The organism is Paenibacillus sp. MMO-58 (assembly GCF_037146255.1).
In the GTDB taxonomy this organism is placed as follows: Bacteria; Bacillota; Bacilli; order Paenibacillales; family Paenibacillaceae; genus Pristimantibacillus.
Window position 1 is genome coordinate 16,745 of record NZ_JBBCVY010000012.1, and the last position, 14,766, is coordinate 31,510.

A 14,766-nucleotide genomic window follows, 5' to 3' on the forward strand; every position below is an offset into this window, starting at 1 on the left:
TAGCTGGTGGATCCGCGCTGGAAAGTGGTAGGTTAAGGTCCCTGAGGGACCCTAAAGGTGTTCGGCGTGGTGCGACGTGGGTGCTTAAGGTCCATTAGGGACCTTAAGGCTGGCAGAGTACGCTGGAACTGGCGCAAATGGGTTGAAGTGTGGGAGGTTAAGGTCCCTGAGGGATCTTAACGATGTTGGGCTGGTGCTGAATAGGTCGCTTAAGGTCCTTAAGGGACCTTAAGGTTGGCGGAAATGCTGAAACCGGCGCAAATGCGTTGAAATGTGGGAGGTTAAGGTCCCTGAGGGATCTTAACGATGTTCTAGCGAGTGTAAAAGGGCTACTTAAGGTCCCTAAAGGGCCTTAAGGTGGGCCGAAGTAGCAGAGAATGGTTTGGTTGCAGGAGGCTGGCTAAGCTAAGCTTAACGATGCACGACATCGTTAAGCTGCTAGCGTGAGGCGGGACTTCTGAGCTTGCAAGTTGCAGGGGCTCGGGTGCCAGCAGGCGGCGGAATATGGTATGATACGGATGGCAGATGCCGCAAGCGGCGGCTGCACATTTTGGATGTAAAGTAGGGTAACTTATTATGCATTTATTATCGGTTGAACATATAACTAAAAGCTACGGCGAGAAAATGCTCTTCGAGGACGTGACCTTTGGCGTCGAAGAGGGGGACAAAATCGGCATTATCGGTGTCAACGGTACAGGCAAGTCGACGTTCCTGAAGGTTATCGCGGGATTTGAGCCTGCCGATTCCGGCAGCATCTCGATCGGCAACCGCGTCATTGTCCGGATGCTGGCGCAGGACCCGGCATTTGCGCCCGGCGAGACGGCGCTCGAGCATGTGCTTGGCGGGGATTCGCCGCAGCTGCGCGCCGTTCGCGAATATGCGGCTTCGCTTGAAGCGCTTGAGCTGAAGCCAAGCGACGAGTCGCTGCAGGAACGCCTGATCAAGGCGAATCAGAAGATGGACGAGCTGGACGCCTGGACGCTGGAAAGCGAAGCAAAGACGGCGCTTGGCCGGCTGGGGATTCAGAACTTCAACGATAAGGTAGAGACGTTCTCCGGCGGGCAGAGAAAACGCGTTGCGATGGCGGCGGCTTTGCTTCAGCCTTCGGATATTCTTATTCTGGACGAGCCTACCAACCATATTGATAACGAATCCGTTGCGTGGCTGGAGAGCATGCTGCAAAAGCGCAGAGGCGCGCTGCTCATGATTACCCATGATCGCTACTTCCTGGACCGGGTAAGCAATCGCGTTATCGAGCTGGATAAAGGTCGGGCGTTCTTCTATGAAGCGAACTACAGCCGTTTCCTCGAGCTGAAGGTGGAACGCGAGGAGCGGGAAGCGGCTTCGGAGGACAAGCGGCAGAATCTGCTGAGGAGCGAGCTGGCTTGGATCCGGCGGGGAGCGAAAGCCAGGTCGACCAAGCAGAAGGCCCGGATCGACCGGTTCGAAGCGCTTAAGGCGCAAGCGCCGAAGCAAGCAGGCGGCAAAATGGACGTATCGGTAGCGTCAACGCGCCTCGGCAAAAAAATCGTGGAGATCGAGTCGGTCAGCAAACGATTTGGCGACCGTACGCTTATCCGCGATTTCAGCTATATCGCCGTACCGGAAGACCGCGTCGGCATCGTTGGCCGTAACGGCGAAGGCAAGTCTACTTTGCTGAAGCTCATCGCGGACAAGCTTCAGCCCGACGAAGGCAAGATCGAGCTAGGCATGACCGTTAAGCTGGGCTGGTTCTCGCAGGAGCATGAAGAGATGGATGAGTCGCTTCGCGTCATCGAGTATATCCGCGAAGGAGCGGAGCAGGTGAAGACGGCAGACGGCACGACCATTTCTGCCGGTCAGATGCTGGAGCGGTTTCTTTTCGAGCCTGCGATGCAATGGTCGATTATCGGCAAGCTCTCCGGCGGCGAGAAGCGCCGTCTGCAACTGCTGCGCGTCCTGATGAACGCGCCTAACGTGCTTTTGCTCGACGAGCCTACCAATGACCTCGATATTGCGACGTTGTCGGTACTCGAGGATTACCTCGACGATTTCCCAGGCGTTGTGTTTGTGGTATCCCATGACCGTTACTTCCTTGACCGGACCGTCGATAAAATCCTCGCCTTTGAAGGCGATGGCGTCATTACGCAGCATGTCGGCAACTACACCGAATACCAGGAGTATGTCGAGAAGTATGGGGTCACTGCGGACTCGGGGAGCAGCGTAAAACAGGCGGCTGCTAAGCCGGCTGCAGAACCTTCTGCTTCTACGGCAGTTGACGGCGGGAGCAAGCCATCCGGCGAACGTTTGCGCATGTCGTACAAGGACCAGAAGGATTTCGAGCAGATTGACGGCTGGATTGCGAAAGCGGAGGGACAGCTGGCAGCCGTGACGGAAAAGATGAATAACGCAGGCAGCGACTCTGCGCTCTTGCAGCAATTAGTGGATGAGCAGCAGCAGCTGGAGTCCAAGCTGGAAGAGCTGATGGACCGCTGGGCGGAGCTGAACGAGCTGGCGGAGCAGATTGCGGCTCAGAAGAAATAAGTTCATGCTTTCGATGACAATTTTTTGCAGGAGGAACTCCAACCATGGCTAACGAAATTCGCAACATCTACTGCATCGGCCGGAACTACCGGCTGCATGCGCTTGAGCTTGGTAACGAAGTGCCGGAGGAGCCGCTTGTCTTTACGAAGCCTTCTCATGCGGTCGCGCCGATGAACGGCAACGTCGTCGAAATTCCGGGCGGACGCGGGGAAGTGCATTTCGAGCTGGAGCTGGTGCTTCGCATTGCGCGTCCGCTTGAGCCGGGCATGTCGCCGGACGAGATTATTGACGGACTGGCGCTTGGACTCGACCTGACGCTGCGCGACGTGCAAAGCAAGCTGAAGGCCAAAGGCCAGCCTTGGCTGGATGCCAAAGGCTTCAAAGCCTCCGCGCCGCTTGGCGAATGGATGGCTTATCCGGGCGAGGAGGGGCTGAAAGCCTTTGATTTTGCCCTGATTCGCAACGGCGAGCAGGCTCAGCTTGGCAACTCGCGGGATATGCTGTTCAGCATCTCGGAGCTGGTGCGTCATATCGATTCCCGTTACGGCCTTGGCGAAGGCGACATTATCTTTACCGGCACGCCTGCCGGCGTAGCTGCTCTGCATGACGGCGACGTGCTTGAAGCACTGTTTAACGGCGAAAAAGCAGCAAGCTGCACGGTGAAGCTGGTATAGCACACCTCATAAAACGAGCCATAAAACGAGCCATAAAACGAGTTAGACTGTCGAGATAGAATCGACAGTCTTTTTTTCTTTTTCTGCTTCGGTTTAAATTCCGTTTAAATTCGGCAGGTATGATGATTCCAGATCAAAGAAGTGGAGAGGTGCTTATCTGTGACTGTGAATAAAAACAATAAAACGCTCATCCTGATCGGCTTGCTTCTTGGCCTTATATTTGCCGAGATGGATGAGACGGTCGTCTCAACCGCAATGCCAACGATTATCCGCGAGCTGCACGGTTTATCGCTGTACGGCTGGGTAGCAGGAGTGTATATGCTGGCTATGACGATTGCTATGCCGATATTGGGCAGGCTTGCGGATGTATTTGGCCGGAAAAAAATATACATGAGCTGTATGGCCTTGTTCTGTCTCGGTTCCATCGTGTGCGGCTCCGCCGACTCCATGGCCCAGCTGCTTATCGGCAGAGGCATTCAAGGGATCGGTGCCGGCGGATTAATGCCGATCGCTCTTGTTATTATCGGAGAATCCTTCCCGCTCGAACAGCGCGCGAAGGTGCAGAGCCTTATTGGTCCATTGATGATTCTGCCGCAGCTAATCGGACCAACCATCGGTGGTTATTTTGTCGGAAATCTCAATTGGCATTGGTTGTTCCTGATCAATATTCCCGTAGCGGTTATCGCGGTTGCCTTCTTATTCAAAGGACTGCATGAGTCCAAAGGGGAAGAAAAGCATACCATTGACTGGGCAGGGGCGGGAACGCTTGTCGCCGCATTGCTGTCCTTCCTGATTGCGCCCGTATTGATCGATAATCAGGGATTAAGCTGGTCGTCCCCGATCATCATCGGTCTGCTGGTTTTATCTGCCGCTCTGATCGCCCTGTTTATTCGTATCGAATCAAGAGCGAAGCAGCCGATCATTCCGCTGCATCTATTCCGCAACCGGAATGTCGTTGTATTGTCCCTTCTTGTCTTTACGTTAATGCTTGGACTTATGGGCGGAATCGCAACCTTCCCGTTCTTCGCGCAAAATGTGATGGGACTTACGCCTACCGAAGCGGGTTATCTGATGTTCGCCTTTATGGCGGGAGCAATCCCGTCCAGTATCGTAAACGGCTTTTTGATTACACGCGTCGCTTATCGCAACCTGTTTATTACCTGCTTCATTCTGCCGCTTGTGGGAATATTCATGCTCACGCAGCTGGCCGTAAGCACAACTCCGCTGTTTGTTATTATTGCCTTCTTTGTTATGGGACTTGGCATTGGGGCGTTGTTTGGCGGAGATAACCTGATCGTGCAGGAGTCCGTAGAGAAAAAGCATAGCGGCGTAGCGCTTGGCACGGTTCAGCTGTTCCAGTCTCTTGGCGCTACGGTTGGTCTTAGCGTATTCGGCAGTGTTCTCGCTAAGAGCATTAAAGACGGCATAAACGGCTTAGCCAGCGGAATGGACCCCGGGACGGTCGATTCGATCAAGACAGGCGGAATTCCGGCCGGATTGCCATCGGACCTCGTGCTGAAGATCCAAACGGTATTTGCCAATTCCTTTGACCATATCTTCGTTATAGCACTTGGATTTGCAGTAGTATCCTTTGTAATCACCTGGTTCTTGAAGAAGGAAGTGCTCACGAAGCATGAGGATGCAGCAGAAGCGGAGGCGGCTGGACAAACGGTTGCTTAGATTCTTACATCATAACAAACCCCCGCGGAGGCCCGAAGGCTTCAGCGGGGGTGTTTGTTATAGAACGAGATCAAGCGTTAAAAGCGGTCAGCATCCAGACATGCTTCTCGAGGGTGGTGTGGATGGCAAGCAGCATATCGGCGGTCGTTTCGTCGCCTGCGTCTTGCGCAATATCCATGCCTTCCTTCAGCTCGCTGATGACGATAGAGAAATCGGTAATAAGCGTCTCGACCATCTGGTGGGCCGATTCGCTGCCGGATGCTTCCTTGATGCTGGCAATTCTCAAGTATTCCGCCATCGTTGCAACCGGTGCGCCTTTTAGCGCCAGCAGCCGTTCGGCAAGCTCATCGACATGAAGAGCCGCTTCCTCGTAGAACTCCTGGAACTTCACATGCAGGGTGAAAAACTGAGTGCCTTTGACATACCAATGGAAGTTGTGCAATTTGATGTACAGGACGCTCCAATTGGCGATTTGTTTATTGAGAACGTCATTTGTTTGTGTCATAGGGTTTCACATTCCTTTCCTAGGCAGTAGTGTGCGCACGGGAAAGGTTTTGCATACTTAAAAACCGCGGCTGGCGGCAAGGCGAACGGAGGATTCCCGAACGATCAGCCGGTGCGGGATAATGACATGCGACTGATGGATCGGCTCGTCCTGAATTTGGCGAATTAAGAGCTGCGAGGCCGTATAGCCGAGCTGGTACGTACCGATATCTACCGAACTGATTGGCGGCGTGGCAAGCTCGGACAACGCAATATTGTTAAAGCTGACAAGGCTGATATCATCGGGCACCTTGTAGCCGATTTCGGTTAAGCCGCGAAGCACGCCAAACGCCACCACGTCATCGATAACCACAAGCCCTGTCGGGCGTTCCGGCAGTCCCATGATAAAAGACATGGCCCGGAAGCCGCTTTCCTGCAGGAACTCGCCTTCCACAATCCACTCCGACTGCATGGGCAGTCCTGCCTCGCGCATCGCTTTTTTATAGCCTTCCATCCGGTCGTTCGAAACGGTCAGATTGGTTGGTCCGCTCACAAAGCCGATCCGGGCATGGCCTTGCTTGATCAAGTGCTGGGTGGCGTTGTAAGCAGCTAGAACGTTATCGTTATTGACCGTCATTACGCGGCTGTATTCCTCGCCGGCGCGGCCGATCAGAATGCTGGGGAAGTCCTGCTCGTTCAAATAACGGATAAGCGGATCGTTCACCCTTGCGGACAGCAGAATGACGCCGTCTACGCGTCTGCCGAACACAAGCCGGGATATCGTCTCGGTCTCGTCGTGCGCGCTTGTTGCCGTCGTAAGCAGCATATCGTAGCCCGCTCTGGTGGAGTGGGTCAGTATTCCTCTTAACAGTTCTCCGAAAAAGAAGTCCTGGAACAGCTCTTCCGCAGGGCGGGGGAGCATGATGGCTAACGTCTTGGTTGTCTTGGAGACCAGGCTTTTGGCCATGACGTTCGGGTGATAGCCCATTTCCTCCATGATCTTTTTCACCTTGGCGGACGTTTCCTTGCTGATCCGAGGATGATTGGATACCACCCTCGACACGGTCGAAGGGGAAACGCCTGCCGCTTTCGCAATATCTTTAATGGTTACCATCGTTATCGTGATCCCCTTACCCTTATGCAATCGTTTGAACTCTATGCATCCATGTTACTTGAATGGTTCTTTAAAGTAAACTGGCAGTTCGGAACTTTGCCGAGCAATAAGTGAAATATTGGGCAAATCTAAGAAAATCGAAGAAAACAGGAGATAACCATAAAATTACTTGCGCAGATCATCTGTGCAAACGTTTTAACAAACGCAATAGGCTGTTGTATGATGAACTCGTGGATATAACGCTTTCATTGCGATAATTGGCGTGAAGACAGCCAAAAAAGGATGAAAACGACGTGTACCCTTACTTTTCTTTTGCCTTTTGCACAAACGTTTGCACAAAACGACAAATAGCGGCATACCCGCTGCAGGCACGGAAAACGGGTAAGATCGGGCGCATCTATCCCAAGTCATACAATACGGAAGGGGATCATTAAGAATGAAAAAATGGTTTGTAACGACGATGATCACGGCATTGTTCATCGTGTCGGCTTGCGGAAGCGGCGGCAGCAATAACAACGGCAATTCTGCGGCAACAAACGCTCCTGCGGCAACGGAAGAAGCTTCGGCTGACGCAGGCAATGCAGGCGCAAGCGAGGAACCTGCGGACGAGGCGATCGTGCCGGAAGAAGGCGCAACGCTTACCGTATGGGATTCGAAGAACGAGCGCGGCTTCGTAGAGGAAATGGCGAAGGAATTTACGGCGCAATACAATATTCCGGTCAAAATCGAAGAAGTAGAGTCGCCGGACCAAGTGAAAAAGCTGACAACCGACGGCCCTGCGGGCATCGGTGCCGATATCGTAACGTTCCCGCATGACAACCTTGGCCAAGCGGTAGCGGCCGGACTTATTCTTCCTAACGATTTCTACGAAGAAGAGACAAAAACGGCAAACGCGGAAGCTGCGGTTAACGCGGTAACTTCAGGCGGTATCCTGTACGGTTACCCGCGTTCGGTAGAAACCTACGCGCTGTTCTACAACAAAAACCTGGTGCAGACGCCTCCGGCATCGTTTGACGACATCGTTACCTTCTCGAAAACATTCAATGATCCCGCAAAAAATAAATACGCCCTCATGTGGGAAATGGGCAACTTCTACTTCAACTACATCTTCTTCGCGTCAACCGGAGGCTACGTGTTTGGCGAGAACGGCACAAACGCTGCCGACATCGGTCTGAACAACGATGGCGCGGTTGAAGGTCTGAAGTACTTCCAATCCTTGAAGCAAATTCTGCCGATCAAATCCGGCGACGCTTCCGCGGACATTATCCAAGGCAAATTCGCCGACAAATCGCTGGCGATGACGATTACGGGTCCTTGGAAAGTCGGCGACTTCAAGAACCTGGGCATTAACTTTGGCGTAGCGCCAATCCCGACCATTAACGGCAAACCGGCTGTTTCGTTCTCCGGCGTAAAAGCTTGGTACGTGAACTCGTTTACGAAATACCCGAATGCTTCCCGTTTGTTTGCTAACTTCATTTCTTCCAAGGAAGGCCAACTGAAAGACTACTCGCTGACTGGCGCGATTCCGGCGAACAAAGAAGCAATGGAAGATCCAACGTTCAAAGCGGATGAGATCTCGAGCGGCTTTGCGGCGCAATTCGTCAACTCGCAGGCGATGCCTTCGATTCCGGAAATGGGCAAGGTATGGGATCCGATCGGCGCAGCTCTGGCTGATATCTGGAACGAGAACAAAGATCCGAAGGCGGCTCTCGACAACGCGGTCAAGCAAATCCAAGATGCGGCTAAAGGCACGACGAAATAATAGCATAGCGAAATAAGAGACAGATGGCTCGCCCGCCGAAAGCAGTTTCGGCGGGCGTAAGCCGTGGAAGGAGTACACGGGTATGAATGGTCGTCGCAGTGCTATTTTGTCCGCCATATCTATGGGGCTTGGCCAACTGTACAACCGACAATACATGAAGGGAATACTGCTGCTCCTGACGGAGGCGGCAGCGCTTGTTTATTTTATCCCTCGCCTCGTGCATGACCTGTGGGGGATTTGGACGCTTGGCGATACGCCATCCAAGATGGTAAAGGTAGGCAAGGTTTATCAGACGGTCAAAGGGGATCATTCGATCTTCCTGATGATTAACGGGCTAATTACGGTTCTGGTATTGGCGCTTTTTATCACCATTTACATTATGAATATCCGCGATGCGTACCGTACGGGGGCGAAAAGAGAGCAAGGCATTCGGGCCGCGACCTTCCGGGAGTCTATCAGCTATGTGTGGGACCGCAAGTTTCCTCATTTGCTGCTGACCATTCCGGGCCTTGGCGTATTGTTCCTGACGATTATGCCGATTGTCTTCATGATTTTGCTTTCCTTCACGAACTACTCATTGCCTCAACATATTCCGCCGGCGAAGCTGGTCGATTGGGTCGGCTTCAACACCTTTAAAGACTTGCTGACGCTGAAATCCTGGAGCAGAACGTTTTTTGGCGTATTTACATGGACGATTATTTGGGCCGTGCTGGCGACCGCAACCTGCTATTTCGGCGGCCTGCTTGTTGCTCTGCTTATTGAACAGAAGGATGTGAAGTTTAAAAAGCTGTGGCGGACGCTCTTTATCCTGCCTTACGCGATTCCGCAGCTGATCTCGCTGCTTGTTATGCGCAATCTGTTCAACGGACAATTTGGCCCGATTAACCAGTATCTGTCGTACTTCGGCTTTGGCAAGCTGCCTTGGCTGACGGATCCGACCTGGGCGAAGGCAACCGCTATTCTCGTTAATATGTGGGTGGGCATTCCGGTTTCGATGGTTCTTATTCTTGGCGTGCTTACCGCCATTCCGAAGGATCTCTACGAAGCGGCGGACGTGGACGGAGCCTCCGGTTACCAGAAGTTCCGGATCGTTACGCTGCCGTTTGTCCTGTTCGCCACCGCACCGATTCTGATAACGCAGTTTGCGGGCAACATCAATAACTTCAACCTGATTTTCCTGCTGACGAACGGCGAACCGCTGAACGGCAATTATCAATATGCGGGCAGCACGGATCTGCTTGTCACGTGGCTGTACAAACTGACGCTGAACAACAGCCAATTCAATATGGCTTCGGCGATTGGCATTATTATTTTCATCATTATCGCAACGTTCTCGATTATTAACTACCGTCGTACGAAGTCGTTCAAAGAGGAGGATATGATCCAATGAAGGCTGGTCAATCGAGGAACCGTTATATACGGCTGACGCTTAGCTATGTGGTGCTGACCGTCATCGCGATCTGTTGTCTTTATCCTGCCCTTTGGGTGCTGCTGTCATCGCTGCGGCCGGGCACTTCGCTGTACAGCGATTCGTTTATTCCAAAGACGTTTACGCTGTCGCACTACACGGAGCTGTTCCACTCGAAGGTATTTCTATACGGCAGATGGTATCTGAATACGCTCAAAATTGCTTTCCTGTCCATGATCTTCTCGACGATTCTGTCGACGATGAGCATGTACGCGTTGTCGCGCTTCCGCTTCAAGGGGCGGAAAACCCTGCTGACAACCCTGCTTGTCCTGGGCATGTTCCCCGGTTTCATGAGCTTGGTGCCGGTGTATATTTTCCTGCTTCAGCTTAACCTGCTTGATACTCACACGGCGATTATCATCGTTTATTCCGCGGGCTCGGTATTGATGAACGGGTTTGTGATAAAAGGGTTCTTCGATACGATTCCGCGCAGCCTCGATGAGTCGGCACGGATTGACGGCGCGAATCATTTGCAGATTTTCTACCGGATCATGCTGCCGCTTGCCCGTCCGATTCTGATCTATGTCGCGCTGACGACGTTTGCGGGAGCTTGGGTCGACTTTATTTTCGCCCGGCTGGTGCTCCGCTCGAAAGAGAATTGGACGCTTGCCGTCGGCATGTGGGATCTGGTCAGCTCGTACCAGAACTCGAACTTTACGATGTTTGCTGCCGGCGCCGTGCTTATCGCGGTTCCGATCACGCTGCTCTTCGTCTTCCTGCAGAAGTTCCTTGTTCAAGGGCTTACGGCAGGCGCTTCGAAAGGATAAGGCTTGGCTATGGCGTATGGAGGTTGGTTTGTGCGTGCCGCGATTGCTGCTGCCTTGGCAGCTTCGCTTGCGGGCTGCTCGGCGAATAACGCTGGCGGCGGGAAGGCTGAGAGTGAGCCTGTTGCCTCGGCATCGCCGACGGCTGCCGCTGCTGTGAAGGAGGCTTCTGCGGAGCCGGTGGATGAACAGCCGGGCACCGTTTATTACGAGATTTTTGTCCGGTCCTTTTATGATTCGAATGGGGACGGGATTGGCGATCTGAACGGCGTAACGGCTAAGCTGGACTATCTGCAGCAGCTCGGCGTCGGAGCGATCTGGCTTATGCCGATTAATCCTTCGCCAAGCTATCACGGGTATGACGTGATGGATTACCGGGCGGTCAATCCGGATTACGGTACGCTGGAAGATCTGAAGAAGCTGACGGATGAGGCGCATAAGCGCGGCATCAAGGTTATTATGGATCTGGTCGTGAATCATACGAGCACGGAGCATCCGTGGTTTAAGGAGGCGCTTGCGGATCCGGATAGTCCGTATCGGAGCTGGTACCATTTTGCCGGGGCCGATGAGGATGTGAAGGCGGACGGCGCGGTTGGCAGTAATCCGTGGCATGTGACGGCTGATGGGAAAAGCAAATATTTAGGCGTGTTCTGGGAAGGCATGCCGGATTTGGATTTTGATAATGCGGATGTACGCCAAGAGCTTGTGTCCATCGGCCAATATTGGCTGGAGCAGGGGCTGGACGGCTTCCGACTCGATGCGGCCAAGCATATTTACGGAGACTATGCTTCAACCATTAACAGCGCCGGGATTCAAGCCGCGAATAAAAAATGGTGGCAGGAGTTTCGCAGTGGCTTGTCCGGCGTGAAGCCGGATGCCTACCTGGTAGGCGAGGTATGGGATTCGCCGGTTGTTATTGCTCCTTATCTGGATAAGGCGCTGGACTCGGCTTTTGATTTCGATCTTGCCGGCAAGCTGATCAGCTCGGCTGACCGGGAGCGGGATTCGGATCTGGCCTTTACGCTTGGCAAGGCATACGGGTTGTATGAGAAGTCCTCGGGCGGAACGTATGTGGACGCGCCGTTCCTGAGCAACCATGATCAGACTCGGGTGATGACCGCTTTGAACGGCAATCTGGCCCATGCCAGGATGGCTGCGGCCATGTTGCTCACCCTGCCGGGAAATCCGTTTATTTATTACGGCGAAGAGATCGGCATGGCTGGGGCTAAGCCGGATGAGTATTTGCGCGAGCCGATGGTCTGGTATGCTGAGCCTGCGGGCGGGGAGGGGCAAACCAGCTGGGAAGCGAGCAAGTATAATGCGGCCGGCTCTGCCGTATCGGTGGAGAATGAGCAGCGGGATGCTCAGTCGCTCCTTGCTTGGTATCGGATGCTGCTCAAGTGGCGCAGCGAGGAGCCTGCTTTGCGCGACGGGGGTATCGCCGCGTACAGCTTGAAAAACGCGGTACCGCAGGTATCCGCGTATGTGAGGGCAACAGCAGACGAGCGCGTGCTCGTGCTGCACAATTTGTCCGGCCAGCCGCAAAAGGCGGAGCTGGCCGAAGAGTACGGCTCATTCGCAAAGCTGAGCCGCAAGAGCGACAACGCCGCCGAGTTAAGCGGCGGCGTCGTCACGCTGCCGCCATACAGCAGCGTTATATTGAAGTAGACGAATCCGGTGCCTCAGGCGCCGGATTTTTTGTTATTTGGACGGCGGGGGCTTTGCCGCTGGCGGGTAAGCAGGAAGAAGGCTACGATGAAGAAACCGGAGCAACCGGGGTTTGAACCAACCGTTAGAGCGGTACAATAGTAGTCTGCGGGAAATGGCGTGAGACTCGGCGTGGGCTGTGGGAGGTGGCGAACATTGAATACGAAAGCATTGCGGATCGTGACGCTCATTGTGTTCTTGATTAATGTTATTCTTATTTTTCTTGTTGATCTGTTTACGATCGAGATGACTCCGGATAAAGGAATTTCAGGCAACGGCAATCCTGCGGTTATCCTTTGGTTTATTGAGCTGCCGATGTATTTGATGCTATTAACCGGTATTGCTTTAATCGTGCACAGGGAACGGTATCTGGTTCAATACAACAGAATCCGGGTACTGCTTATTCTTCTCTTCTTTTTTGCGGTATCGCTCCTGCTTCAGGTGGATAAAGCTCAGCGGATTCATGATCGGATCGATGGCCGAATCACGGAATTCGGCTGGTTGAACCAATATACGAATACGATCTATATCAACTTTTATTCCTTTCTTAGCGGTATGCTGCTGCTGCTTCTGATTCAGACGGCAGTTGCTTTAATACGTAATCGCTTCTATCGGGCAGGCAAGCCTGATGAAAATAATAGAGACGGACCAGCTTGATGCTGTGTCCGTCTCTCCTTTTTATACAAGCTGCTTCCACATGCCGTAGCCGTACCCCGGGAGCCGCAGCCGCAGCTTCCCGGCTGCCGGCTCAAGCCGCTGCTCATCGCCGAGCAGCGACACCCAGCTGCCGCCGGCTGGCACGGCGGCAACAGCCTCGCGCCCTCGCGCATTCATCGCGACGAGGATGCGCTCGTCCCCATCGCGGCGTTCGTACACGATAACGCCGCCATCTTCGCCATCCGCTGCCTGCAGGAAGCGGATGTCCGCGCTGCGCAGCGCGGCATGCTTGCTCCGCAGCGCAAGCGCCTGCTTATAGAAAGCGAGCAGCTCTTGATTTTGCTGCTCCGGCTCCCACACCATGCACTTCCGGCAGTCGGGATCGCCCTCGCCGTTCATGCCCACTTCATCGCCGTAATAAATGCACGGCGTACCCGGATAGGTCAGCTGGAACAGAGCCGCCAGCTTCATCGAATCCACTTCATCGCCGCAGATCGTCAGAAGACGCGGCGTATCATGGCTGTCCAGCAGGTTAAACGCCGTTTCCGTTACCTGCTGCGGATAAGCGGCAAGCTGCCGGCCGATGGCATCGGCGAAGGTTTTGCCGTTAATCGTCTGATGACCGAAGAAGTCGAGCACCGCGTTCGTAAACGGATAGTTCATCACCGCATCGAACTGGTCGCCTTCCAGCCACATCATTGCGTCATGCCAGATCTCGCCGAGGATATACGCATCGGGTTTCACGGATTTCACCGCTTGGCGGAACTCCCGCCAGAACTGGTGATCCACCTCGTTGGCCACGTCAAGCCGCCAGCCGTCGATACCGATTTTCTCGATCCAATAGCGCGCCACATTGAACAAGTAGGCTTTTACATCCGGATTTTCCGTATTCAGCTTAGGCATCATCGGCTCGAAAGCAAACGTCTCGTAAGTAGGGATGCCGTCCTCCACCCGAAGCGGCCATTCCCGCACATGAAACCAGTTCGCATAGACGGATTTCTCGCCGTTTTTCAGCAGATCCACAAACGGCGGGAACGTCTGGCCCGCATGGTTAAACACCGCATCCAGCAGCACCCGGATTCCGCGTTTATGACATTCCTCAACTAGCTCCTTCAGCTTCTCGTTTGTGCCAAAATGACGGTCCACCTGCATATAGTTTTCGGTATCGTATTTATGGTTCGTTGTTGCTTCAAACAGCGGGGTGAAATAGACCGCGTTAATGCCAAGCTCGGCCAAATAATCCAGATGGTCCAGCACGCCTTGCAGGTCCCCGCCGAAGAAGTTTGTTGGCGTTGGTTTGCCGCCCCAAGCTTCCGTTTTCTCCGGGTTCAGCGAAGGATCACCGTTTGCGAAACGTTCCGGGAAGATCTGATAGAACACCGCGTCCTTCACCCAAGCCGGAGGGGAGAACACATCCACCGGATTAATATAAGGGAAGTCAAAAAACGTATTCGGATTATCCGGCAGCTCGGCCGGAAAGCCGCTCTCCGTCATAATCACCGTTTCATCGCCATCCGTCAGGCGGAACGCATACCGAAGCCGGCGGAAGGGAGGCTCTATGGAAGCTTCCCAGTAATCAAAAAGCGCGTCCGAGGAGAGCACGCTCATCTGGGCAACGGTAAACGTTCCAGCCCAGTTGTATTTATCTCCAGCAATAAGCTCTACGCGCTCCGCGTCATTGCGTTTTGTGCGGATCCGGATATGCAGGGTGGTATGGTTATAAGCGTAAGCCCAGTTTTGCTTCGGTCTGTGATAGATCGCTTCCAGCAGCATAAAGGTAAGATCACTCCAATCGGATAATGGGGTAGAAAACAGAAAAAGGCACAACCTGCTAATTATAAAAATCAGCGAGGTTGTACCTTTATAGGTAGCATTGCCTTTAAATTATCGTTCGAACTTCCTCATTATACTATGAACCGTCCGAACGAGCCACA

Annotated in this window: 11 protein-coding genes; 8 read left to right on the forward strand and 3 right to left on the reverse strand. The window is 53.4% G+C overall.

Going from position 1 to position 14,766, the window contains the following annotated elements:
* Window positions 1–576 precede the first annotated feature (576 nt).
* From WFJ73_RS27150 to WFJ73_RS27160, 3 genes are all read left to right on the forward strand, one after another.
* A complete protein-coding gene (locus tag WFJ73_RS27150) occupies window positions 577–2,523 on the forward strand; it encodes an ABC-F family ATP-binding cassette domain-containing protein (RefSeq protein WP_336776073.1) in 1,947 nt (648 codons plus the stop codon).
* Window positions 2,524–2,567: 44 nt separating this feature from the next.
* On the forward strand, window positions 2,568–3,197 hold the full coding sequence (locus WFJ73_RS27155; protein WP_336776074.1) for a fumarylacetoacetate hydrolase family protein: 630 nt from the start codon (window positions 2,568–2,570) through the stop codon (window positions 3,195–3,197).
* Between the two features lie 159 nt (window positions 3,198–3,356).
* A complete protein-coding gene (locus tag WFJ73_RS27160; protein WP_336776075.1) occupies window positions 3,357–4,877 on the forward strand; it encodes an MDR family MFS transporter in 1,521 nt (506 codons plus the stop codon).
* 70 nt (window positions 4,878–4,947) lie between these two features.
* Here WFJ73_RS27160 and WFJ73_RS27165 read toward each other — a convergent pair whose 3' ends face one another.
* Both WFJ73_RS27165 and WFJ73_RS27170 read right to left on the reverse strand, forming a co-directional pair.
* A complete protein-coding gene (locus WFJ73_RS27165) occupies window positions 4,948–5,382 on the reverse strand; it encodes a Dps family protein (RefSeq protein WP_116394051.1) in 435 nt (144 codons plus the stop codon).
* Between the two features lie 57 nt (window positions 5,383–5,439).
* Window positions 5,440–6,474: a LacI family DNA-binding transcriptional regulator gene (locus tag WFJ73_RS27170; protein WP_336776076.1), complete on the reverse strand. Its 1,035-nt coding sequence runs from the start codon at window positions 6,472–6,474 to the stop codon at window positions 5,440–5,442.
* 436 nt (window positions 6,475–6,910) lie between these two features.
* On the opposite strand from WFJ73_RS27170, the gene WFJ73_RS27175 reads away from it, so the two are divergent.
* From WFJ73_RS27175 to WFJ73_RS27195, 5 genes are all read left to right on the forward strand, one after another.
* Entirely contained in the window at window positions 6,911–8,236 is a 1,326-nt protein-coding gene (locus tag WFJ73_RS27175) for a sugar ABC transporter substrate-binding protein (protein ID WP_336776077.1), read from the forward strand.
* Window positions 8,237–8,318: 82 nt separating this feature from the next.
* Entirely contained in the window at window positions 8,319–9,626 is a 1,308-nt protein-coding gene (locus tag WFJ73_RS27180; protein WP_336776078.1) for a carbohydrate ABC transporter permease, read from the forward strand.
* Window positions 9,623–10,471, forward strand: coding sequence for a sugar ABC transporter permease (locus WFJ73_RS27185; RefSeq protein ID WP_336776079.1), 849 nt, complete (start codon window positions 9,623–9,625; stop codon window positions 10,469–10,471). The genes WFJ73_RS27180 and WFJ73_RS27185 overlap by 4 nt, the downstream gene beginning before the upstream one ends.
* Window positions 10,472–10,480: 9 nt before the next feature.
* On the forward strand, window positions 10,481–12,136 hold the full coding sequence (locus WFJ73_RS27190; RefSeq protein ID WP_442955996.1) for an alpha-amylase family glycosyl hydrolase: 1,656 nt from the start codon (window positions 10,481–10,483) through the stop codon (window positions 12,134–12,136).
* Window positions 12,137–12,331: 195 nt separating this feature from the next.
* Complete coding sequence (locus WFJ73_RS27195) at window positions 12,332–12,832, forward strand: hypothetical protein (protein WP_336776081.1); 501 nt, start codon at window positions 12,332–12,334, stop codon at window positions 12,830–12,832.
* Between the two features lie 21 nt (window positions 12,833–12,853).
* Here WFJ73_RS27195 and WFJ73_RS27200 read toward each other — a convergent pair whose 3' ends face one another.
* Complete coding sequence (locus tag WFJ73_RS27200) at window positions 12,854–14,605, reverse strand: alpha-glycosidase (protein ID WP_336776082.1); 1,752 nt, start codon at window positions 14,603–14,605, stop codon at window positions 12,854–12,856.
* Window positions 14,606–14,766 lie beyond the last annotated feature (161 nt).

Bases quoted from the DNA above. Each gene is read 5' to 3' on its own strand.
- WFJ73_RS27150 (WP_336776073.1), top strand. From the start codon at position 577: ATGCATTTATTATCGGTTGAACATATAACTAAAAGCTACGGCGAGAAA.
- WFJ73_RS27155 (WP_336776074.1), top strand. From the start codon at position 2,568: ATGGCTAACGAAATTCGCAACATCTACTGCATCGGCCGGAACTACCGG.
- WFJ73_RS27165 (WP_116394051.1), bottom strand. From the start codon at position 5,382: ATGACACAAACAAATGACGTTCTCAATAAACAAATCGCCAATTGGAGC.
- WFJ73_RS27170 (WP_336776076.1), bottom strand. From the start codon at position 6,474: ATGGTAACCATTAAAGATATTGCGAAAGCGGCAGGCGTTTCCCCTTCG.
- WFJ73_RS27175 (WP_336776077.1), top strand. From the start codon at position 6,911: ATGAAAAAATGGTTTGTAACGACGATGATCACGGCATTGTTCATCGTG.
- WFJ73_RS27180 (WP_336776078.1), top strand. From the start codon at position 8,319: ATGAATGGTCGTCGCAGTGCTATTTTGTCCGCCATATCTATGGGGCTT.
- WFJ73_RS27185 (WP_336776079.1), top strand. From the start codon at position 9,623: ATGAAGGCTGGTCAATCGAGGAACCGTTATATACGGCTGACGCTTAGC.
- WFJ73_RS27190 (WP_442955996.1), top strand. From the start codon at position 10,481: ATGGCGTATGGAGGTTGGTTTGTGCGTGCCGCGATTGCTGCTGCCTTG.
- WFJ73_RS27200 (WP_336776082.1), bottom strand. From the start codon at position 14,605: ATGCTGCTGGAAGCGATCTATCACAGACCGAAGCAAAACTGGGCTTAC.